The 20,935-nt window shown below is 58.5% G+C and carries 27 protein-coding genes and 1 tRNA gene; 26 read left to right on the forward strand and 2 right to left on the reverse strand.

Going from position 1 to position 20,935, the window contains the following annotated elements; all coding sequences use genetic code 11:
* Positions 1–209: 209 nt before the first annotated feature.
* The 6 genes from BVH03_RS17505 to BVH03_RS17530 all read left to right on the forward strand — a co-directional run bounded on the left by BVH03_RS17505 (position 210) and on the right by BVH03_RS17530 (position 5,110).
* Positions 210–605, forward strand: coding sequence for a response regulator (locus BVH03_RS17505; protein WP_075962363.1), 396 nt, complete (start codon positions 210–212; stop codon positions 603–605).
* Between the two features lie 270 nt (positions 606–875).
* Complete coding sequence (locus tag BVH03_RS17510; protein ID WP_075962364.1) at positions 876–1,649, forward strand: ABC transporter ATP-binding protein; 774 nt, start codon at positions 876–878, stop codon at positions 1,647–1,649.
* 17 nt (positions 1,650–1,666) lie between these two features.
* Entirely contained in the window at positions 1,667–2,419 is a 753-nt protein-coding gene (locus BVH03_RS17515; RefSeq protein ID WP_075962365.1) for an ABC transporter substrate-binding protein, read from the forward strand.
* A gap of 46 nt (positions 2,420–2,465) precedes the next feature.
* Positions 2,466–3,161, forward strand: a complete 696-nt coding sequence (locus BVH03_RS17520; RefSeq protein ID WP_075928718.1) for an ABC transporter permease — start codon at positions 2,466–2,468, stop codon at positions 3,159–3,161.
* Positions 3,158–3,847: an ABC transporter permease gene (locus BVH03_RS17525; protein WP_075962366.1), complete on the forward strand. Its 690-nt coding sequence runs from the start codon at positions 3,158–3,160 to the stop codon at positions 3,845–3,847. The genes BVH03_RS17520 and BVH03_RS17525 overlap by 4 nt, the downstream gene beginning before the upstream one ends.
* 36 nt (positions 3,848–3,883) lie before the next feature.
* A complete protein-coding gene (locus BVH03_RS17530; RefSeq protein WP_075962561.1) occupies positions 3,884–5,110 on the forward strand; it encodes a methyltransferase in 1,227 nt (408 codons plus the stop codon).
* Positions 5,111–5,140: 30 nt separating this feature from the next.
* On the opposite strand, the gene BVH03_RS26050 is transcribed toward BVH03_RS17530, so the two are convergent.
* Positions 5,141–5,368, reverse strand: coding sequence for a hypothetical protein (locus tag BVH03_RS26050; RefSeq protein ID WP_143485991.1), 228 nt, complete (start codon positions 5,366–5,368; stop codon positions 5,141–5,143).
* A 33-nt stretch (positions 5,369–5,401) separates the two neighbouring features.
* On the opposite strand from BVH03_RS26050, the gene BVH03_RS17535 reads away from it, so the two are divergent.
* The 18 genes from BVH03_RS17535 to BVH03_RS17615 all read left to right on the forward strand — a co-directional run bounded on the left by BVH03_RS17535 (position 5,402) and on the right by BVH03_RS17615 (position 17,623).
* Positions 5,402–5,477: transfer RNA gene (locus tag BVH03_RS17535), tRNA-Thr, on the forward strand.
* Positions 5,478–5,591: 114 nt separating this feature from the next.
* Positions 5,592–6,419 (forward strand): ParA family protein, encoded by an 828-nt coding sequence (locus BVH03_RS17540; protein WP_075962367.1) that lies wholly within the window; start codon positions 5,592–5,594, stop codon positions 6,417–6,419.
* A gap of 3 nt (positions 6,420–6,422) precedes the next feature.
* Positions 6,423–7,166 carry a hypothetical protein gene (locus BVH03_RS17545; protein ID WP_075962368.1) on the forward strand — a complete coding sequence of 248 codons (744 nt, stop codon included), beginning with the start codon at positions 6,423–6,425 and terminating at the stop codon, positions 7,164–7,166.
* A complete protein-coding gene (locus tag BVH03_RS17550; RefSeq protein WP_075962369.1) occupies positions 7,163–7,450 on the forward strand; it encodes a hypothetical protein in 288 nt (95 codons plus the stop codon). Before BVH03_RS17545 ends, BVH03_RS17550 begins: the two co-directional genes overlap by 4 nt.
* A complete protein-coding gene (locus BVH03_RS17555) occupies positions 7,450–7,914 on the forward strand; it encodes a hypothetical protein (protein ID WP_075962370.1) in 465 nt (154 codons plus the stop codon). Before BVH03_RS17550 ends, BVH03_RS17555 begins: the two co-directional genes overlap by 1 nt.
* A complete protein-coding gene (locus BVH03_RS17560) occupies positions 7,898–8,107 on the forward strand; it encodes a hypothetical protein (protein ID WP_075962371.1) in 210 nt (69 codons plus the stop codon). The genes BVH03_RS17555 and BVH03_RS17560 overlap by 17 nt, the downstream gene beginning before the upstream one ends.
* Positions 8,107–8,793 (forward strand): DUF2786 domain-containing protein, encoded by a 687-nt coding sequence (locus tag BVH03_RS17565; RefSeq protein WP_075962372.1) that lies wholly within the window; start codon positions 8,107–8,109, stop codon positions 8,791–8,793. The genes BVH03_RS17560 and BVH03_RS17565 overlap by 1 nt, the downstream gene beginning before the upstream one ends.
* Positions 8,793–10,136, forward strand: coding sequence for a replicative DNA helicase (gene dnaB, locus BVH03_RS17570; protein WP_075962373.1), 1,344 nt, complete (start codon positions 8,793–8,795; stop codon positions 10,134–10,136). Before BVH03_RS17565 ends, dnaB begins: the two co-directional genes overlap by 1 nt.
* Positions 10,133–10,291, forward strand: coding sequence for a hypothetical protein (locus tag BVH03_RS26420; RefSeq protein WP_168175638.1), 159 nt, complete (start codon positions 10,133–10,135; stop codon positions 10,289–10,291). Before dnaB ends, BVH03_RS26420 begins: the two co-directional genes overlap by 4 nt.
* Positions 10,281–11,012: a hypothetical protein gene (locus tag BVH03_RS17575; RefSeq protein ID WP_075962374.1), complete on the forward strand. Its 732-nt coding sequence runs from the start codon at positions 10,281–10,283 to the stop codon at positions 11,010–11,012. Before BVH03_RS26420 ends, BVH03_RS17575 begins: the two co-directional genes overlap by 11 nt.
* Positions 11,009–12,046 (forward strand): hypothetical protein, encoded by a 1,038-nt coding sequence (locus BVH03_RS17580; protein WP_143485992.1) that lies wholly within the window; start codon positions 11,009–11,011, stop codon positions 12,044–12,046. Before BVH03_RS17575 ends, BVH03_RS17580 begins: the two co-directional genes overlap by 4 nt.
* A gap of 146 nt (positions 12,047–12,192) precedes the next feature.
* Complete coding sequence (locus BVH03_RS17585) at positions 12,193–12,477, forward strand: Arc family DNA-binding protein (protein ID WP_075962376.1); 285 nt, start codon at positions 12,193–12,195, stop codon at positions 12,475–12,477.
* Entirely contained in the window at positions 12,474–14,039 is a 1,566-nt protein-coding gene (locus BVH03_RS17590; protein WP_075962377.1) for a ParB family protein, read from the forward strand. The genes BVH03_RS17585 and BVH03_RS17590 overlap by 4 nt, the downstream gene beginning before the upstream one ends.
* A gap of 1 nt (position 14,040) precedes the next feature.
* Positions 14,041–14,712, forward strand: a complete 672-nt coding sequence (locus BVH03_RS17595) for a DUF2857 domain-containing protein (RefSeq protein WP_075962378.1) — start codon at positions 14,041–14,043, stop codon at positions 14,710–14,712.
* Positions 14,709–16,025 (forward strand): STY4528 family pathogenicity island replication protein, encoded by a 1,317-nt coding sequence (locus tag BVH03_RS17600; protein ID WP_075962379.1) that lies wholly within the window; start codon positions 14,709–14,711, stop codon positions 16,023–16,025. The genes BVH03_RS17595 and BVH03_RS17600 overlap by 4 nt, the downstream gene beginning before the upstream one ends.
* On the forward strand, positions 16,018–16,482 hold the full coding sequence (locus BVH03_RS17605; protein WP_075962380.1) for a hypothetical protein: 465 nt from the start codon (positions 16,018–16,020) through the stop codon (positions 16,480–16,482). The genes BVH03_RS17600 and BVH03_RS17605 overlap by 8 nt, the downstream gene beginning before the upstream one ends.
* Positions 16,483–16,487: 5 nt before the next feature.
* Entirely contained in the window at positions 16,488–17,045 is a 558-nt protein-coding gene (locus BVH03_RS17610) for a hypothetical protein (protein ID WP_143485993.1), read from the forward strand.
* 209 nt (positions 17,046–17,254) lie between these two features.
* Positions 17,255–17,623, forward strand: coding sequence for a hypothetical protein (locus BVH03_RS17615; protein WP_075962382.1), 369 nt, complete (start codon positions 17,255–17,257; stop codon positions 17,621–17,623).
* On the opposite strand, the gene BVH03_RS26055 is transcribed toward BVH03_RS17615, so the two are convergent.
* Positions 17,618–18,334 carry a DUF6710 family protein gene (locus tag BVH03_RS26055; protein ID WP_371915372.1) on the reverse strand — a complete coding sequence of 239 codons (717 nt, stop codon included), beginning with the start codon at positions 18,332–18,334 and terminating at the stop codon, positions 17,618–17,620. The genes BVH03_RS17615 and BVH03_RS26055 overlap by 6 nt on opposite strands.
* Before the next feature lie 60 nt (positions 18,335–18,394).
* Between BVH03_RS26055 and BVH03_RS26060 the strand changes: the two genes are divergently transcribed.
* Positions 18,395–18,724, forward strand: coding sequence for a hypothetical protein (locus tag BVH03_RS26060; protein ID WP_143485995.1), 330 nt, complete (start codon positions 18,395–18,397; stop codon positions 18,722–18,724).
* A gap of 840 nt (positions 18,725–19,564) precedes the next feature.
* Positions 19,565–20,896, forward strand: coding sequence for an ATP-binding protein (locus BVH03_RS17620; RefSeq protein WP_083640093.1), 1,332 nt, complete (start codon positions 19,565–19,567; stop codon positions 20,894–20,896).
* Positions 20,897–20,935: the final 39 nt, after the last annotated feature.

A 20,935-nucleotide genomic window follows, 5' to 3' on the forward strand; every position in this document is an offset into this window, starting at 1 on the left:
ATTTTTCCGGCTTGCAGGCAACGTCTCACGGCAAGCCAGCAATGGGCATTTTTCAGCCGGGCGGCACGCTCGCGATGCAGCCCTCGCACCAGATTCGTGCCATGCTAGCCGGCCTGCCGTTAACGCGGCCCTGAAATGCTTCGCGCCGGCCGGCCAACCGCCTGCCGAGACGATCAGCCATTTCACCATCCTTTATCGAGGTAACGTCGTTGTCAGAACTAGCTCCAGGCGCATCGACCGCCGGCCAGCGCATCCTTCTCGTGGAAGACTCCGACGTGGTGCGCATGCTTACCGTGGAAGTGCTCGAAGAGCTCGACTACCGCGTGATCGAAGCGGCCGAAGCGCAGCAGGCGCTGCAGGTTCTGCGCAGCGACGAGCACATCGACCTGCTGATGACCGACATCGGCCTGCCCGGCATGAGCGGCCAGGAACTGGCCGTTGCCGCACGCCAGTTGCGCCCCGACCTCAAGGTGCTGTTTGCCAGCGGTTATGCCGAGAGCGTCGAGATCGACAAGAGCGAGCCGGCCAGCCGCACCTCGATCATCGGCAAGCCGTTTTCACTCGACGCACTGCGTGACAAGGTGCAGAGCATGCTTGGCAACTGACACGAGCGGCCTCGTATCGGCCAAATGGCCGACTGGCACTGGAATTGCGAAGCGGATATGAGTAGGGTGCGCGTCTTTTTTACCCTGCAGCCTGCTTGCCCGCGTTTTTGCGGCGTGGCGACAAGAGACTGCGATGATGCGACACCCCTGCGACCGTGACGGCAATGGGCCAGTAGCGACCTTGGCGCCCCCAGGTGCCTATGCTAGGTTTGCTGCCCACAGCCCCGCCGAACACGGATTCATCCGCATAAGAATCAAGAGGACTGCTCGATGGCCGAGGCCACGCCCGCGCTGGAAATCCGGAATCTGCACAAACGCTATGGCGACCTCGAAGTGCTCAAGGGCATTTCCCTCACGGCACGCGACGGTGACGTGATCTCCATTCTCGGCTCGTCCGGCTCGGGCAAGTCGACCTTTCTACGCTGCGTCAACCTGCTGGAAAATCCCCATCAGGGCCAGATCATCGTGGCCGGCGAAGAACTCAAGCTCAAGGCCCAGAAGAACGGTGAACTGATCGCGGCCGACAACCGCCAGATCAACCGCCTGCGCAGCGAAATCGGCTTCGTGTTCCAGAACTTCAACCTCTGGCCGCACATGACCGTGCTGGACAACATCACCGAAGCCCCGCGCCGCGTGCTCGGCAAGAGCAAGGCCGAAGCCCGCGAGATCGCCGAGGCGCTGCTCGCCAAGGTCGGTATCGCCGACAAGCGTCACGCCTACCCGAACCAGCTCTCCGGTGGCCAGCAGCAACGCGCCGCCATCGCCCGCACCCTGGCGATGCAGCCCAAGGTAATTCTGTTCGACGAGCCGACTTCGGCGCTCGACCCGGAAATGGTACAAGAAGTGCTTACGGTTATCCGCGCGCTCGCTGACGAAGGCCGCACCATGCTGCTGGTGACCCACGAAATGAGCTTCGCTCGCCAGGTCTCCAACCAGGTGGTGTTCCTGCATCAGGGTGTGGTGGAGGAACAGGGGACGCCCGACCAGGTGTTCGACAACCCGACGTCGGCGCGCTGCAAACAATTCATGTCCAGCAATCGTTAAACACGGAGCAATCACGCATGCATAGCTATAAAAAGATTCTGCTGGCAGCTGCCGCCACCCTGGCTTTCGGCACCAGTGCCGTCGCTGCTGACAAACTCAAGATCGGCACCGAAGGCGCCTACCCGCCTTTCAACCTCATCGACGCCAGCGGCCAGGTCGGCGGCTTCGACGTGGAAATCGGTCAGGCCCTGTGCGCCAAGATGAAGGCCGAGTGCGAAGTGGTCACCTCCGACTGGGACGGCATCATCCCGGCCTTGAACGCCAAGAAGTTCGACTTCCTGATCGCCTCCATGTCGATCACCGACGAGCGCAAGCAGGCCGTGGACTTCACCAACCCGTACTACACCAACAAACTGCAGTTCATCGCCCCCAAGAGCAGTGACTTCAAAACCGACAAGGACAGCCTCAAAGGCAAGGTCATCGGCGCCCAGCGCGCGACCATCGCCGGCACCTGGCTGGAAGACAACATGGACGGCGTGGTTGACGTGAAACTCTACGACACCCAGGAAAACGCCTACCTGGATCTGTCCTCCGGCCGCGTCGACGGCGTGCTGGCCGATACCTTCGTGAACTGGGAGTGGCTCAAGAGCGACGCCGGCAAGGACTTCGAATTCAAGGGCGACCCGGTATTCGACAACGACAAGATCGGCATCGCCGTGCGCAAGGGCGATGCCCTGCGTGAGCGCCTGAACAAGGCACTCGAGGAAATCGTTGCCGACGGCACCTACAAGAAGATCAACGACAAGTACTTCCCTTTCAGCATCTACTAAGCAGCCTGCCCGCGTCGCCCCTGGCGGCGCGGGCGCTTGAGTTTCCATGAATTTCGATCTTTCCGGATTCGGCCCGGCCCTGGCCGCCGGCACCCTGATGACCGTCCAGCTGGCGCTCAGCGCCCTTTGCGTCGGCCTGGTGCTCGGCCTGCTCGGCGCCTTCGCCAAGACTTCGCCCTACAAGCCGCTGCAGTGGCTTGGCGGCACCTATTCCACCCTGGTTCGCGGCGTGCCCGAACTGCTCTGGGTACTGCTGATCTATTTCGGCACCGTGGGCCTGATGCGCGGCCTCGCCGAATTGCTCGGCGTCGAGAGCCTCGAGCTGTCGCCCTTCGCCGCCGGCGTTATCGCCCTCGGCCTGTGCTTCGGCGCCTACGCCACCGAAGTGTTCCGCGGCGCGATCCTGGCCATCCCCAAGGGCCACCGTGAAGCCGGCCAGGCCCTGGGCCTGTCCAAGGGGCGCATCCTGTGGCGCCTGGTGATGCCGCAGATGTGGCGCATCGCCCTGCCCGGCCTGGGCAACCTGTTCATGATCCTGATGAAGGACACCGCGCTGGTATCGGTGATCGGCCTCAATGAGCTGATGCGCCGTTCGCAGATCGCGGTGACCGCCAGCAAGGAGCCCTTCACGTTCTACATGGTCGCCGCGTTCATCTACCTGGGCCTGACCATCATTGCCATGATTGGCCTGCACTTCCTCGAGAAGCGCGCCAACCGCGGCTTCAAGCGGAGTGCGGCATGAACTGGGACGTCATCATCACCTGGCTGCCGCGCCTGGTCCAAGGCGCCCTGCTGACCATCGAGCTGGTCGCCGTAGCGGTCGTCACCGGCCTGATCCTGGCCATCCCCACCGGCATCGCCCGCGCTTCGCGCCACTGGTACGTGCGCGCCGTGCCTTACGGCTACATCTTCTTCTTCCGCGGCACACCGCTGCTGGTGCAGCTGTTTCTGGTCTACTACGGCCTGGCGCAGTTCGACGCCGTGCGCCAGGGCCCGCTGTGGCCATACCTGCGCGACCCGTATTGGTGCGCGGTGATCACCATGACCCTGCACACCACCGCCTACATCGCCGAGATCCTGCGCGGCGCCATCCAGGCCGTTCCGCCGGGTGAAATCGAAGCGGCGCGGGCACTGGGCATGTCGCGGCCCCAGGCGATGCTGCACATCGTCCTGCCCCGGGCGGCGCGCATCGGCCTGCCGGCGTACAGCAACGAAGTGATTCTGATGCTCAAGGCCAGCGCCCTGGCCAGCACCGTGACCCTGCTGGAGCTGACCGGCATGGCGCGCACCATGAACGCACGCACCTACCTGCCGGTCGAGGGCTTCTTCGCTGCCGGGGTGTTCTACCTGCTGATCACCTTCGTGCTGATCAATGCCTTCAAGCTTCTGGAACGCTGGCTGCGCGTCGACGCCTGCCAGGGCCGCTAGGGTGACGACGGGGTGCAAGCCCCGTCGCTGTTTCTGATGACCTCCGACTTTCTCCCGCCGCTCACTGGTGCCGAACTGCTCCAACGCTTCCAGGCGCTGGACGCCTTTCTCGTCGCCCACCAGGCGCTGTGGAAACCCCGGCCATTCACCTACCAGACACTGCCCTGGGAAAGCCAGCATCCCGAACTGGCCGCCTGGCTGCGCGGCCGCACCCTGGAGCAGGCCGAGGCCAGCCACAACCAGCCAACGGCGCTGGACGGCGCACCAGCACCCTTCCCCGAACTGGCCTTGCAGGCTGACCGTTTGAGCCAGGTCGGCGACCTGCCCCAGCAGACTTCGGCTGACCTGCCGCCGCGCTTCTCGGTGGACGTTCCCGGTCGCAAATGGCAGCAGATACGCGCGTTCGGCGACAGCCTGGGCTTCACCCAAGCTCCGCAGCACTGGCTGGACTGGTGCGCCGGCAAGGGCCACCTCGGCCGCGTACTCGCCCACGGCGGCCAGAAGCTGACCTGCCTGGAATACGACCCGGCCCTGGTGGCCAGCGGCGCCGAACTGAGCCAACGCCTGGGGATAACCGCTCAACATATCGAGCAGGACGTACTCGCCGCTGACGCTGCCACCCAGCTGCACGCCGAACACAGCCCCGTCGCCCTGCACGCCTGCGGCGACCTGCACGTGCGCCTGATACACCTGGCCAGCGCCGCAGGCTGCCGCCAGCTGGCCATCGCGCCCTGCTGCTACAACCGAGTGGCAGCAGCCGACTACCAGCCGTTATCCACAGCCGCCCAGGGCTCGCCGCTGCGCCTCTCGCTGGACGACCTGGCCCTGCCCATGAGCGAAACCGTGACGGCCGGCAACCGCGTGCGCCAGCAGCGCGACCAGTCCATGGCCTGGCGTTTGGCGTTCGACCTGCTGCAGCGCGAGCTGCGCGGCGTGGACGCCTACCTGCCCACGCCCTCGCTGCCGCCCGCCTGGCTGAAGAAGCCTTTCTCCGACTATTGCCGCGACCTCGCAGGACTCAAAGACCTGCCCGCCCCTGGTACGCAGGATTGGCAGCGCCTGGAAACAACCGGCTGGCAACGCCTGGCCGAGGTGCGCAACCTGGAATTGCTGCGCGGCCTGTTCCGCCGTCCCCTGGAACTCTGGCTGGTGCTCGACCGCGCGCTCTATCTGCAAGAACGGGGCTTTGAGATACGCCTCGGCCAGTTCTGCGCCGCGCACCTGACCCCGCGCAACCTGCTGCTGCTCGCCGAGCGCGCCTGAGTTGCGCACACTATCTGTGGATAACTCTGTTCACAGAAGCTGGGCAAACCACGCCAGCCCAGCACCCATAACACGCGACAAAATCTGATCATTTTTTAACCGCAGTAAAAATCCATATAAAACAGACGCTTGCCAAAACTGTGAAAGGCTGCATAGAAATTCTCTAAAAAGCCTCCAGCCGCTACCCATTTGTGCATAGGCCCCAGCCAGAGCGGTTGAAATACCCGCAAAAAAGCTGCGTCGCGCCGCTTTACTCATGCAAACGAATGGATATAATGGCGGCCCTCAAAAGCCGGTATAGCTCAGCTGGTAGAGCAACTGACTTGTAATCAGTAGGTCCCGGGTTCGACTCCTGGTGCCGGCACCATATAAATCAACGACTTACGTTGTTTTACATCTCCACTCGCAGAAATCGTGTAACGCCCCTTTCAGGGTACGTTGGCCCGAGTTCTCGTTTGATCCATCAAACGAGGCGAGTGTCATGCAAACTACAGCTACCCTTTCGACTAAAGGTGGTACCGGTAAAACCACCGGTTCTTCCAACCTTGGCGCGTTGTCGGCCGATGCGGGTCTACGCACCCTGCTGATCGATCTCGACACCAGTCAGCCAACCCTCTCAAGCTATTTCCAACTCGACTACACCGCCCCTGGGGGCGTCTACGATCTTCTCGTCCACAATATCGTGGATGCGGACAAGGTCATCTCGCGCACGCGGATCCCCAATCTGGACATCATTCTGTCCAACGACCCGCACAACCAGCTCGAAACTCTGCTTCTTCATGCTCCCGATGGAAGGCTGCGGCTACGGAGCCTCCTAACCCGCCTGCCCAACGACTATGACCTGGTCATCATCGATACCAAGGGTACCGCCGCCGTGACGGTGGAGATGGCTCTTGTCGCTGCCAACAACGTCATCTCCCCACTCTACCCGGAAATGTTGGCTGCACGGGAGTTCCACCGGGGCACGCTGCAGCTGTTCCAGGGGGTCAACAACCTCCGTCGCACGCTTGGCCTCGACGAGCTGCCGTTGAATGTGGTGTTCAACCGTCAGGACAACTCGAACGATGCTCGAGACATCGCATTCGAGATCAGGGACATGCTCGGCACGATGGATGACAGCGTAAAGGTGCTCGAAACCCATATCCCTGCCCTAGTGACTTATCGCGTTGCAGCCTCACAAGGCATTCCAGCCCACCACCTTGAACGCACCAAACCCTCAAGTCGTCGAGCGGCTTCAGCTCTCCAAACGATGCAGCAAGTGGCCTGCGAGGTCTGGCCGCACTGGAAGCAACGCTTCGAGGGGGTATGACTCATGACCAAGAAGCCTTCCCTCACCAAAGCAGACGGCATCACCGCCGATGTTGTCGTCGAGCTGAGTCAGTTCTACAGCTCCAACGAACTCCGTTCGGTTCAATCCAAGTTCACGGGTACAGCCCGCGCAATCCGTGCGCTGGCAAACAGCCGCACGTTACAGGGGCGGATCGGCGAGAAGCTGTCCCTTGAACAGCGTCAACTCCTCAAAGATGCGGCGCAGTTGATCGACTCGGTCAACGACAACATCATGCATGCTAAAGAGCGGAAAAAACGCACCGAGGACGCGAAGGCCAAGTGGCGGAAGCAACGCAAGCAGGAAGCCCGTCTACTGAGTGAGCAGGCGTTTCCTTTGCCGCATGAAACCCTCGAGCAAAAGCTGGAGATCATCAGGCTGGCCATGGCGCTCAACCCGCTGCGCCTTTATCTGGGTTTTATGTCAACGCAGGAATTCCATAGGGATCTCCGAAAGGGCGCTACAGAGTTTCCGCAGAACGGCTTCTGGACACAACCTAAATGGAGACTTGACCAGATCACGTCCCGTCGACGCGAGATGCTGGAAAACATTCAGAGTGCAATCACTGGTGAACTGCACAACCTCAGCGTCCAGGAACAGCTCGACGGCCTTCGGTCGCAGGTCTATATCGCCCGCCAACGTCTACTCGACGATCCTATGGCGATTGAAACCATCCGTATCTGGTCGGAAGCACTCTCTGCAGACGTTGAACCGGAGGCCCAGCTATGAAGCGCAAGCCTCTAAATATGTTAACCGTCGTGATAGGCCTGCTGGCTCTACTGGCAATGGCAGGCTCGCACTACGCAACCTGGTTAATGGGTGGCTGGGCCAAGGCTGCAGTTTTCTCCCAGATCCAGCCGGATGACCTTTTCTTCCAAACACTCCCAAACCTCCCCATTTTCTTCCTCGTCGGGGTGCTCACCGGAGTTCTTGGAACACTCATATCGCTCGAAGGATCTGGGGAGAAGAGTGAAGCCGCCCTCCTTTCCACTGGAAAAGGAGGGCATGACTGATGTCCCAAGTCATCATCCATTTCCAGGATCAAGGGCAGGACTTTCTTCGCTGGCAAGTCGACGCAACCGGCGTCGTGACAGGCTCTTGGCCATTCCAGAAAGATGTCTGGGCCGGACTGCAGATCACCAACCTCACCAAGCTGAAAGCCGGCGATCTGGTTCACCACAATCGCTTCGGCGAAGACGGGAGCATTCGGTACCCGATCAAAGCCGTGATCCCTGTCGCCCCCGTGGAGGTTACTGTTCGCCTGGACGGTGATGGTTACGTCACCAGTTCCATCCGGGGCTTCAAGGTCTCTTGCACCCACAGCGCCGAGTACCCGGTGCACGCACTGGCTCGAAAGCTCTTCCCTGACCATCAGTGCCAGGTCGGACAGTTGCCCTGCGTCCGGGAAGGACGCATCGACAGTAAGTGGTTGATCTCACCGATCCTGGAGGGCGACCAGCATGTCTCTGATCAGTAGATCCAACTTCGAGCAAACCACCATTCAGCAGTTGGTTGACTCGGCCGAGAGGGTCAGCACCGATGTATTTGACTTGGTGCACCTCAGCCTGGACTCAGGCAGGGAGCTGATCTTGCTTGCTGTCGCCGGTGAAAACCTGGACTCGGTCGGCATGATCTTGGACGGTGTCCGCGACCTTCGGAGGGCCGGCTGATGGATCAGCAGAAAGCACTCGACAAGATCCTCAAATGCCTGGCTCGTGCACAGGGTACGGACTCACAGCACGAGGCTGAAACCGCACTGCGCCAAGCCAGGGCATTGATGGATAAGTATCACGTGGGCCAAGGGGACGTGCTCGCTGCCGGCGTAGCCGAGCACCAGGTACGTTGCGGCACGAAGTCCAAACCGACCACCTGGATGCACCGCCTGGCCAACGTTTGTGCTGATGCCTTCGGTTGCAATGTCGTGGCGTACGGCTTTTGCGCCCGAGGCTGGTACTTCCGCTTCTATGGTATTGGCGTCTCCAGCCAGCTATCCAGCTATGCGTACTCGATGCTCCATCACCAACTGATCAAGGCCAGGAAGGCATTCGTATGCACCCAGAGTCGCTGCAAGCTCGCTACGAAGCGTCGACGTGGTGATCTGTTCGCGCAAGGCTGGATCGATGCAGTGTCTCTGAAGGTAAGGCAGTTTGCAGGGACTGACGAAAGCACTGCAGCAGCGCTGTTGGCCTACAAAACCAAGCACTTCCCGGATGCAATCACTACAGGCCTGCTGCGAGTCGAAGCGCAGCGCGTGCATGACGCCAAGGCTTCCAGCCATGGTTGGGCGGAAGGACGCAATGCTCAGTTGCACCGCGGCGTTGCTCGAGCACAGCAACCTACGTTGGGGGGAGCCTAATGACCCCATACCTCCCCCCCCACTCCATCGAGGCCGAGCAATCGGTTCTCGGGGGTCTAATGCTGGACAACGCCACCTGGGATCTGATTGCCGATATCGTCGGCGCCGACGATTTCTACCGCTCGGAACACCGAAAGATTTTCCAGGCAATCAACAGCCTGGCTGATCATGGTGACCCCTTCGACGTGGTGACCATTGCCGAAGAGCTGTGCAAATACACCGATGAGATCGGGCTCGCCTATCTGGGCGAACTGGCGAAGAACACACCATCGGTGGCCAACATCGTCTCCTACGCAAACGTGGTGGCGAAGCGAGCTCATTTGCGCAAGCTGATTACCCTCGGCAACGATACGGCGCGCCTGGCCTACGAGCCAGATGCAGACGTTGAGGCTGTCCATGAGGCCTGTGAAGGTCGTTTGTTTGCCCTAAGTCAGTCCAACTCGAAGTCCGAGTTCGTTGATATCGCCCAGGCACTTATGGGCGTGGTCGATGAGATCGACCGCAATTTCAACAGCGACACAAGCATGACTGGCGTGCCATCCGGTCTAGAGGATCTGGATGCGTTAACGGCTGGTTTCCAGCCCGCCGACCTCATCATCGTGGCAGGCCGACCCTCTATGGGCAAAACCTCTCTGGTGTTGAATTGGATCAAGCCGATCCTGGATGCAGAACCGAACAAAACCGTGCAGTTCTACAGCCTGGAAATGCCTGCCAGGCTGCTGCTGTACAGGATGCTCGCGCTGCTTGGGCACCTGGACGGAAATGTCCTGATGAAGGGCAAGCTGGCTGACGAGGATTGGCCCAGACTCACCTCTGCTGTACAGACGCTGAAGCAGCTTGAAGGCCGTTTGGTTATCGACGATGAGGCAGGCCTCTCCCCGACTGCGCTTCGTGCTCGAGCACGCCGTGCCGCCCGTAAGTTCGGCACACCCGCCGCGATCATGGTCGACTACCTGCAGATGATGCGTGTGACCGGACGAGAGAACCGCAATCTCGAGATCGCGGAGATCAGCGGCGCCCTGAAGGGCGTAGCGAAGGAGTTCAACTGCCCCGTTATTGCCCTCTCGCAATTGAACCGAGCAGTTGAGCAGCGCCCCAACAAACGACCGGTGAATGCCGACCTGCGCGAGTCCGGAGCGATCGAGCAGGACGCGGACATCATCATGTTCGTGTACCGCGACGAGGTTTACCACCCCAACACCGAAGACAAAGGCGTCGCCGAGCTCATCTTCGGGAAGTTCCGCAACGGCCCAACCACCACTGTTCGCACCGCATTCATCGGCAAAGAAACCAGGTTCGCGAACCTGTCAGCCAGGTCACTGGCAGATGGAGTCTATATATGACCCTCCTCCTCTTGCACACGCATTGCTGCCGGCACTGCGGATCCCACTCGCAGTTGTCCATCCAGGCCCTTGCCAGCGGCGAGGATCTCCCCGCCTGCCCGATCTGCTTCACCACTGAGCTCGACGAGCTCGAGGAGTGCGGTGATGAACAGTAGCACTCAGCCGATCCCGTGCATTCCGGCATCGGCGTCATTCCAACAGTCAGCCTTGGTCTACGCCAACCAGGTGGGCGTCAACGCCGTCGAACTGGATGCCATGGCGCTGGTGATCAACCGCTTGAGCCGGGACAAGAGCACCGTTGCCCCCCTGCTCCTGCAGGAGGATCTGCGATCCCTACAGGAGCAGGGCTACATCGACCTGGAGCCTACCAATCACGAAACATTGGCTGTGACCAGGCTATGTCCAACAGGTCTTCTGTCCGCCTATTTCTGGTCGATATGGGTACCCCGGCACCTGCTCGATCGTTCGCTGAAGGTCGCGGTGCTTCCCCACGTCCCCGATCAGGGAGGCTCACAACACTGCACCGTGGTGTTTCGTGTACCGGGAGCTCGCGAAGAAACCCGGCAGTTTCTGAGCGATCTCTGCTGCAAGTATCCCGACCGCACCCCCGAGATCATTGCGATCCATGTGGGCAACCGTCTGCAGCGCAACCAGGACACCGATGGGGGCACGAGGATTGAGGATCAGAGGCCCAACGCAGCGGTCGCTGCCATTGAATATGCCTTGGGCAACGACGACCCCATTACGTTTCTTCGGTGCTGGCATGAAGGCAACTTCGATGCGTTGCGGAACGAATGGGAGGACGTGCCTGACGAGGTATTCATTGGTGCGGATCATTTGTTCAAGCCTGCGTCTCTTCCCGAGGTGAAATCGTGAGTACCGATCTTCTCCACAAAGAGCCCCCTCCCCCATCGTCAAGTTGGCTGACTACCGAAATGGTTGATGCAGGTCTGCGCGCTCAGAAGGCTGCAGCAGCTCAAGGCAGCTCACCTGCAGCAGCGCTGTCATGTGCCTTCAAGGCCATGCTGAAAGCCGGAGAAACGACGACAGAGGGGCCATGGCCACCGCTCAGCGGCAATGACTTCCTGGTCTGGTACAGCCTCTGGCTGAGCCAGCCATCCATGCTGCCGCCCTTCGTCATCGGCGGAATGTTTCAGCGCCTGAAGAAGTTGCTTGAGGAGGTTGGAATGCTGCGCCAGTCCCATGACGAGCAACTGGTGCTACGCGCTACGGCATATCGCCAGATCGATGCCCTGTTATCCCGGATTGAATGTGCAGGCGAGCTACTGTCCAGCGCTTGTACAGGCGATCTGGATCCTCATGCAGTTGATACATGGATGTCCGAACTAGAGCCCCCCAGTGCGGAGCTGGTGCTCGGCCGCGTAGCAACCGAGGCACAGGCTCAACGGCTGCGCCTGCAGGAGACGCTGACCGGGCATGAGCTTTGGAGCGCAGGAACAGTGGTCGCTCTACAACAACTCATTTTTGGAGCAACCAGCCACCTAGATAAGGCGGTGGGCGATCAACCTGGTTCTGCCAGCAGTGAAGCAGACCAGAAGCTATCCCGAGCAGCCCTCATTCAGGGCCTGGCATACGCCATCTATGCCGTCGATGTTCTGGACGCCAACTCGGCCCCCGCCCCCCTGGATCACATTGCCTTGGAAGGCTACCTGACCAAATTGAAGCGTGAGCATACCGATACCGTAACTCTTCCCCGGGACAGGTTCGAGGCTCTGGTTACGAGTGGAAAACAGCGGGAGGTAGAGGTGTATGAGCGAATCAGACAAATGGCGGCTTACAGCGAAGCACCCGCGATCTTTCACGACTGGATTGACCTGATGCAGAACTTAGCACGCGAGGCGATTAGAGAAGGTTCAGGGCTCCAGCCCACAAGACCGCCAGGAACCTGACAAGAAACGGCGCCATCCGTATCTGCTCTTCAAACACCAGCCCGATGCGGGGAGCAGATTGGACGGCGCCGAGATGTATGACCGGTGAGGACAGTGACAGTTCCTCATGGCAAGCAATCGGGCTCAAACGTTATTGGAGGTAATACATGAGCCATCAACAGGTTCAGCGCAAAGGTCGTATCGATAAACCCAAGTACCTTGTCCGTTTGCCGGACGGCATGCGCGAGCGCATTTCTAAGAAAGCCAAAACCGCTCAGCGCTCCATGAACATGGAAATCATCCATCGTCTGAGCTGCAGCTTCGAGGCTGAAGATGACATCCGCCGCCTGGAAGCGGCGCTCGACAGCGCGCTGGAATTGAATCGCTTCCTCAGAAAAGAACTCGCTCAACACCAACCATCGATGTTTCAGGAACAGGGAGCACTCGTATGAAGCCCGTCAAGGCCGCAGACAACAGCTCCTTACGCGATAAGCTTCTCGTTGGCCAGTTCGGTACGACATCGCCACAACTATCAGCTCTTAGTGACCCTCTGGAACCCGTGCAGATGGTGCGGACACTAGACGAGTTGCGCCCTTATGAGCACAACCCCCGGGTTACCAAGAACGAGAAATACGAGGAGATCAAGGAGTCGATCCGCAACCGCGGACTCGACAGCCCTCCTCCGATCACTCGCAGACCAGGTGAGCAGCACTTCATCGTCAGTAATGGCGGCAACACCCGCCTGACAGCGTTGAATGAACTGTGGCAGGAAACCCGCGACGAAAAGTATTTCAAGATTCATTGCCTGTTCAAACCGTGGCCAAAGCGAGGCGATATCGTCGCGCTCACTGGCCATATGGCCGAGAACGACATTCGCGGCAACCTGTTGTGGATCGAGCGCTGCTTGGGCGTGGCCAAGGCGAAAGAGTTCTACAAGGAAGAGGATGGCGGCAAGGACATCTCGCAGAGCGAACTGTCCCGACGTCTAGCAACGGATGGCTACCCGATAGATCGATCGCACATCAGCCGGATGGAACAAACCCTGCTGCACCTCTTTCCCTTCATTCCCAATGTGCTGTGGAACGGCATGGGGGTGGACGGTGTACGTACGCTGTTGACCTTCCGCTCGAACGCTGAAAAAGCCTGGAACAAACTAGTCCAGGAGAAAGGCGTGCCGGCCAATGGCATCGACTTCGACCAGGTTTTCAGCAACACCCTCTGCGTCTACGACGAAGAGCCTGGTGGTTATGTCTTCAACCACTTCAAGGATGACCTCCTCGGCGCGATGACAGATGCACTTCGAGAGAACGGCGTGAGCTATGAGCTCATCCTGTTCGAGATTGAGGTAGCTCAAGATCCCAGGCAGGCTCGCCCGCTCGCAACCGTCGCACCGACCAGCACGCCAGAAACACAGCCACCAAGCATTGTGCCAGGCCAGGTACAAGAGACACACATACCGCCGTCAACCCAGCATCCGCTCCCCCCCGCGGGGAATACCGGTGGTCGTGCTGGAAGTGCAACCGTCGGCAAGTCGCCTACTCCCCCACAGGAACAAGTCCTGAAACAGGTACCAGTTCTCACTGCCGTCAACAACGAACCTGGGAGCACTGTCGTTTCAATTCCGGTTCAGGCTGGTGGTTTGGCACCGGTCAGCGATATCTGGGCGATCTACCCTCAGCAGGACAGCATTGCGGCAATCCGCAATCTGGCAGATCTGCTCGCCTTGGAGATCGCGACCTGGGCCGGCGTCATCGACTTCATGCGCTCTACCCAGGATCAGGGACTGGGTTTCACGCTGCGCCGGCCTGAGACCTTCACCTCGGCAGCATCGGAGACGACCTGGCAACTGCTGGCGAGCCTGTCTGGTAACTCGCCTGCAGAGGAGATTCAACCTGTTGCTCCAGACGATCTTGCCGAGCTGCTGATTCAGCATCTTCCTGATGACCTAGTCATCAAGGCCTTTCGCATGATCCGCCTGGCACGCCGAGCAAAGGAACTGACCGGGGAGAAGTGAGATGACCGATAGTTCATTGAATACAGCTGTTCTGTACCAAGTGATGACCCACCTGCGCGACGGAAACTTTCGGCGCTGCTTGGAGATGGGCTTCGATCAAGAGGAGCTGGTGCAGCTCAATCAACTTTCATTCAGCGATATCAGTGAACTGACGCGAACGCCCGTGAGGTTTATTGAAATCACGGTGAACCACGACCTGCTGGGGCGTGCGCTTGGTCGCTTACAAGAAGAAGCCTTGCGGCAGCAAATGATTCAACGGGCGATAAAACTTGGTGCAAGCCTCGAGATGCTGAACTCGTTGTTCGGCATCACCTCCGAAGAGGTCAGCGGCCGAAGACGTTTCATGGGCATCAATATCAAGCCCGGTAGACCACAGATGCCTGAAGTCGAGGAAATGCACCAACTCTGGAATCGTTGGCAGAAGCTCATTGCCGAGAACAGCGCCAAGATTGACCAAACCGATCCCACAGCTGCGCTTGGCGTGATGATGATACTCGCCGAAGAGACAGGTCATCCCCTGTCAATCATCTGGAAGCTGATTCGAGAATGGGAAGCCGACGTTCGAGAAATGCTGAAGAAGTCCACCAAAGGTAAACCGAAAACACCTAGGAAGAAACCTGCAGCAGCCATCGTGTCTCAACCATCGCCCAGTAGACAGGAGGCAGCTCGATGAGCGACCTGTCGGCACTGGTTGGTCGAGCGTGCGGGCAACTGACGCAGCGTGCGGCTAATCGTGCAGCCGGCCTCTCAGACGACGATGATCTGGGTGGCCTGCTGTTCTTCGGCAACCCCATGGAAACGACGCCGAGGCGCTTACTCCTGGACGAACGTCTATCGCCCGTCGACAAGATCGGCTGGATGGCTTTCCGAATGATGGCTTCGAAGGATCGAGAAACCTCATTCCCAAGCTACGACTCACTGCAGCGCCTACTCTCGTCCAGGGCCGATGGCAGCCAGGCTAGCAAGAGCACGGTCAACCGGGTGATTTACATCCTACGCCTTACCCGTTGGCTCAGCCTGTGCCACCAGGCCAGGAATACGGCCAACGGTCGCATGGTCGGCAACATCTATGCCTTGCATGACGAGCCGGTTCCGATCGTCGATGCGGCCAGTATCGACACTGATTACATTGCATTCGTCGGTCGCTGTCGCAAGCACGGTAACCAGGCAGTACGCAAAGTCGCCAGCCTGGTCTTCGAAGAGCTGGCAGAGGACACGATGGTCCGTTACTTGATGACGCGCCTGGGCTTGTTCGAAGAGCGGCTACGTGATCATGAGCTGAACAAACCACGTCCACGATCAAGCGCTAAACAAAATCGAACCCGGCAGACCAGAAAGCTGGATGCAGGGTTCGAAAATCGGACTGAGCGGAACTCACCGAGTTCGAATATCGAACCAGGTGAAGAACAAAATCAAACCCTGGCTGAAAGCCCTGAGTTCGAAAATCAGCCAGATCCGGCGCTTAGCGGAACAAAATCGAACTCAGTTGAAAACACTGGGCCTGCTCCCAGAGTCTCAAATTCAAACTCATATACAGTACGTACTATACAAAAACCTGTTCTTGTAAAGGTACGTACTGGGCCACTCGATTGGTCGAAGCTGACGCTGAACACTGATGAGCAACAGGGCATCACGCGCTACATGAGCGGAGTACCTGTGGAGCTCCACCAAGCCATCATCGATGAGGCCGCTGCGCGCATCAAATCCGTCCGCAACATGAGCGCTTACCTGATTGGCCTGATCGATAAAGCGAAGGTCGGCGAACTGAAACTTACGACAGCCACCAGGCCACCTGTCATCGACGCGCCGCCTGATACGCGACAAGTTCAGCCCCCGTCTTCCCCACCGCCATCAGCCGAGGGCAGACGTGTTCACCCGCTCGGTAAGCCCGTTGATATATCCGCCGAACTGCAAGCGATTCGGGGGCTAGTTGGTGCCAAACCGACGTCACTCCCTCCCCCTAAGGAGACACAGACCAATGAGTAGCCATGACCATGAGATCGGGGCAGTGCTGTTCTTCGGCAACCCCATGGAAGTCATTCCGCGCCGACTGATTGCAGCCTCGACGCTCACCCATGAGGAAAAGATCTGCTGGATGGCGGTGAAGGTGCTAAGCGAACACAACCGCGTCCACGACCTTGAAACCTGCTCTCAGTTGGCTCAGATGCTCTACAACGACCCCAATCGAATGGAACCGCTCCAGGATGTATTGATCAAGTTGCGCCTGGGCCGCTGGATAACTCGATGCGGCGAGTCCGTGGCGGGCAGTAGCTTGTACGGTATTCACGACGAAGTAGCTTCGATCAAAGAAGTCATGCGACTCGACCCTGACTACCCTGCACTTGTCGACGCTTCGACACAGCATGAGCGCGAGGATATTCGCCAATTGGCTCTGGCCATACAGCCGCAGCTGCTGCCCTCTCCAGTTGCGGACGCAGGGTGATGGCGATGAAAACTACGCTACAGGCATTGGGGATCGGATTGCTGTTCCAGTGGGTACTGTTCACTGCCTTCGTACTCACTGGTTATCGCGACCTTTTCTTGGAGCATGGTGGTTTCTGGATGAGCTGGGTAGCCGCCAGTCTAGTTCTTGCTGCCTCATTTACAGCAATCAGGATCAGCGTTGAGCTCACTCGAAAGCGGCTCAAGGCTGCAACAACGGCCAAGGCATACTATCTGGCCGTATTGCTATTGTGTGCGTTGTGCTTGCTAGCGTCCTTCTTGAGCATCATCACATCGACAGCACTTTTCGACATTCAGGGTGATCGCCGCCTTCTACTTCCTGATATAGGGCTGATAACCAATTTCGTCTGCGTCGTGGGTTTACATCTAGGGTACCAACAGTGGTTAGTCGGTCATCTTTTACTCTCTACCCCCCTACCCAAAGAATCCGCGCAAGGCATGTGGAACAATGATGGAGCCCTTCCCGAAAAGTCCTGTCGACCACATCATAGTGACTGCCAAGAGAAACAACCCGGCAAGCACAACAGCAATAACAACAAATGACCGCATAAGGCCTCCCACGTAAGACGAGGCAGTGAAACTATCACAGTGATTCGATCCTGATCACCACCAGGGCAACGGCATGGCAGCTATGCGGGTGGCATAGATCCAGCAGTGGTGCGGGCCGCGTCACCAGAGCAACGACCTGGAAGTGATGAAGCCTTCATCACCAACGGGAATTGCCTTATCAGAATCCGAGCAGGAGCTTACCAATGAACAACGATCTACTTGGGCTTGTGATCAGCACCTTCATACTTGCACTTATAACGACCTTCATCGCTGCGTCCTGGTTCTATCGTCGTTACGTGCGATCCCGTCAGGCTGATCTGATGAATGCCAGCCAAACACTGCGAACCGTAACTCACAGCTGCCGTGGTATATACAAACGTCTTGATGAGCTTCGCGAGCTCGAGACTTTTCTACACGAGGAAATACCTGAGCTGATCCAGGAAAAACCGTGGGTCATCAGTTGGATCAAAGGGCAGTCCATTTGGATGACCGACCTAATTGAGCAGCTTGAGAAGATCAGTCCCGACTTCCGTCAATACAGCGAGCAGCAGAAGATCCGCTACAGGTCATGAACTATTACTGCTTTGTTTGAGGTGCTCTATACGACGAGCTAGCTCCCATACCCAGCCAAAAGCTTCGTAACGCGGCTCACCAACACAAGCCCCAGTTTCGATGCAACGCCACTTTCGACCGTCAAAACGCACATATGGAATGAGAGGGAGTACATCAATTACCTCCCTTGGAATAAGCCAGCCATCTCCGCGAATGATCGCTTGGGCGATGGAGTGGTTTCCTCCACTGACCCATCCAATGCAGAGCGCGGGCATAGACGTAACTTTATGGTTAATCGATTGTTTGAATTCACCACAAGGTAGTCCCTTTCCTATTCTACCCAGGGTATCGATGAGGCTATTTGGATGCCACCCAGTAGGCAAGACCATGTCGGATGCCAAGCTTATTTTCTCATTTTCAGTTCCTTCTCTGACGCACTGCTTGAGGATGTATGTTTCTATCCTCTCGCTCAAAGTAGGTATATGCCCAATTAGCCCCATTGAATCCAACCACCAAAGCTCTTCTATACCGGCATGGGCTGGTTTGAGATAGGCATCTGATAGATGCAAAGCTTGTATGGGACGCAGCACTATCTTCATCAGATCTCGCAGACCTGTCTCATTCCCTTGCTCGACAAGCTGATCAGCCCAACTGAGCAGGCACCCCATAGGGGATATATCGGAGTGAGGCTTCCTCCGCCCACCCCCTAATAACCTCGACAATATTTGCATACGGCCTCCACCAAAGCTGCTGGCCGATACTGGAGTCTTCACTGATAGGAAGCAACCAATATGGCCTGGCACCTATGCGGGCCGCATAGCTCCGGCAGTGGTGCGGGCCGCACCACCTGGGCAGCGACCTGGCACCTGTGGAGCCTCCACAGCTCCGGCAGTGGTGGAGCCTCCACCACCTGGGCAACGACCTGGCACCTGTGGAGCCTCCACAGCTCCGGCAGTGGTGGAGCCTCCACCACCTGGGCAACGACCTGGCACCTGTGGAGCCTTCACAGCTCCGGCAGTGATGCGGGCCGCATCACCCAGGGCAGCGCCATGGAAGTGATGAAGCCTTCACCACCTGGGCAAGGCCTGGCACCTGTGGAGCCTTCACAGCTCCGGCAGTGATGCGGGCCGCATCACCCAGGGCAGCGCCATGGAAGTGATGAAGCCTTCACCACCTGGGCAAGGCCTGGCACCTGTGGAGCCTCCACAGCTCCGGCAGTGGTGGAGCCTCCACCACCTGGGCAACGACCTGGCACCTGTGGAGCCTCCACAGCTCCGGCAGTGGTGAAGCCTTCACCACCTGGGCAACGACCTGGCAGTGGTGAAGCCTTCACCACCTGGGCAACGACCTGGCAGTGGTGAAGCCTTCACCACCTGGGCAACGGCCTGGCAGTGGTGAAGCCTTCACCACCTGGGCAACGACCTGGCAGAGGTGAAGCCTTCACCACCTATGAAGGCTTCATAGCTCTGGCAGTGATGCAGACCGCATCACCCGGGGCAGCGCCACGGAAGTGGTGGAACCTCCACCACCTATGAAGGCTTCATAGCTCCGGCAGTGGTGGAGCCTCCATCACCAGAGCATCGGCCTGGCACCTATGCGGGCCGCATAGCTCCGGCAGTGTTGCGGGCCGCAACACCTGGGCAACGGCCTGGCAGTGGTGAAGCCTTCACCACCTGGGCAACGGCCTGGCAGTGGTGAAGCCTTCACCACCTGGGCAACAGCCTGGCAGTGGTGAAGCCTCCACCACCTGGGCAACGACCTGGCAGTGGTGGAGCCTCCACCACCTGGGCAACGACCTGGCAGTGGTGAAGCCTTCACCACCTGGGCAACGACCAGACAGTGATGAAGCCTTCATCACCAGGAACCAGGATTTGCCGCCGCTGGAGATCGGCTTATCTATAGAAAGAAGCTTCCCAAACCAGCGAGATTCAACACAGACATCCTGGAGGGAAGAACAATCCATGACAGCTAAGCTCCCCATGTGGAAACAAGCCCTGAATTTCCATAAAGACATGTACCCCGATGACTTCGGTGTGGTGGTGAAGGACGAGCACTACTACCCCATTTTGGCCAACCTGCTGATAACCCGCCGCACTCAGAAAGCCTTCAGCTATCTGGACATCGAGCCCATCGAATCCACCCTCATGGTCTCACGCAGCGATCCGGTCGTTGTCCGTGCCAAGGGCGGTAACCGACTCATGTTCAAGGATGCATCGGGTGCATTTCGCGTCCGCCTGAGTAAGGAGGAATGCGTCCATATCGTTCGCTGCAGGTTAAACACCAAACTCAGCATCGAGTATGCGGTTGGCCGGCAAAGCGCGATGCTGCAGCTTCACAACCTCTGTCGAACCGGATCGCGAAATCTGCGCCGCACACTCCCGAAAAAAGGACTGTGGGACTGCGAAAAAGATAGCGGCCTGGTCTACCAAAGACCCAAGCCCTCTGTCGTAAAGGAGGCCATGGCTTTTTCCGGCCACCCTCAATATGAAGCTCTCGAAGCTGACTTCAACCAGTTCTTTGAGGACATCGAGTTTTACACACGATACGGTCAGGCAGGCATGCGTAAGGTTCTGATGGCAGGCCCGCCTGGAACCGGCAAGACGACTCTGGCTCGTGTGCTGGCAGCCAACCACTGCAATAAGTACGCATTCATTCAAGCTGACGGCTACACGTTCAAGGACGTGTGCTACGAGGCAGCCCGACGCTCAACTCCCACGATTGTTATTGCGGAAGAGGTCGACCATCTCTACAGGGGCAGAGCCGATTCGGGCATCCTCAGCTTCCTAGATGGGATCAAGACGCCCAGGAACGTTGGTGGTACCTACGTCATTTTCTCGACCAACTACCCGAAGGCTATTGACGAAAGGATCCTCAAGCGGCCAGGGCGTATCGACCGTGTTATCTCAGTAGGCGCCTTCAGGCGTAAAGCCGCTGCTGCCTGTGCTCAGCACTATCTACCAGATGATTGCAGCCTCCCGCTGAAAGAACTTGGTGCTGCACTGGATCGCTGCACCGCGGCAGAGATCAAAGAAATCATTGTTACCGCCTTCGGCGTCACTCGAGTCACCCGCGAAGAACTCTCGGTGAAGACGATCGAGCATGCCAGGGAACTGCTGCAGGGGCGCCTGAAGCGTGCGGCCGAAACCTGCGAGGAAGATATGGACACCCGGCAGGATGAGTTCAAGGAGAACGGTCCTGGTGTCGACCATGACGAGTTGCTAGCGGAGCTTGAGGACAGAGCTGAGCTATCACCCACTCCCGCTGTAGATAGCCTGAACAGGGATGTTCAGTAATTCCCCCCTTCCCCAATTTCGATTTCCCGTTGAGCAGCT

Source organism: Pseudomonas sp. PA15(2017) (assembly GCF_001945395.1).
Classification (GTDB): domain Bacteria; phylum Pseudomonadota; class Gammaproteobacteria; order Pseudomonadales; family Pseudomonadaceae; genus Aquipseudomonas.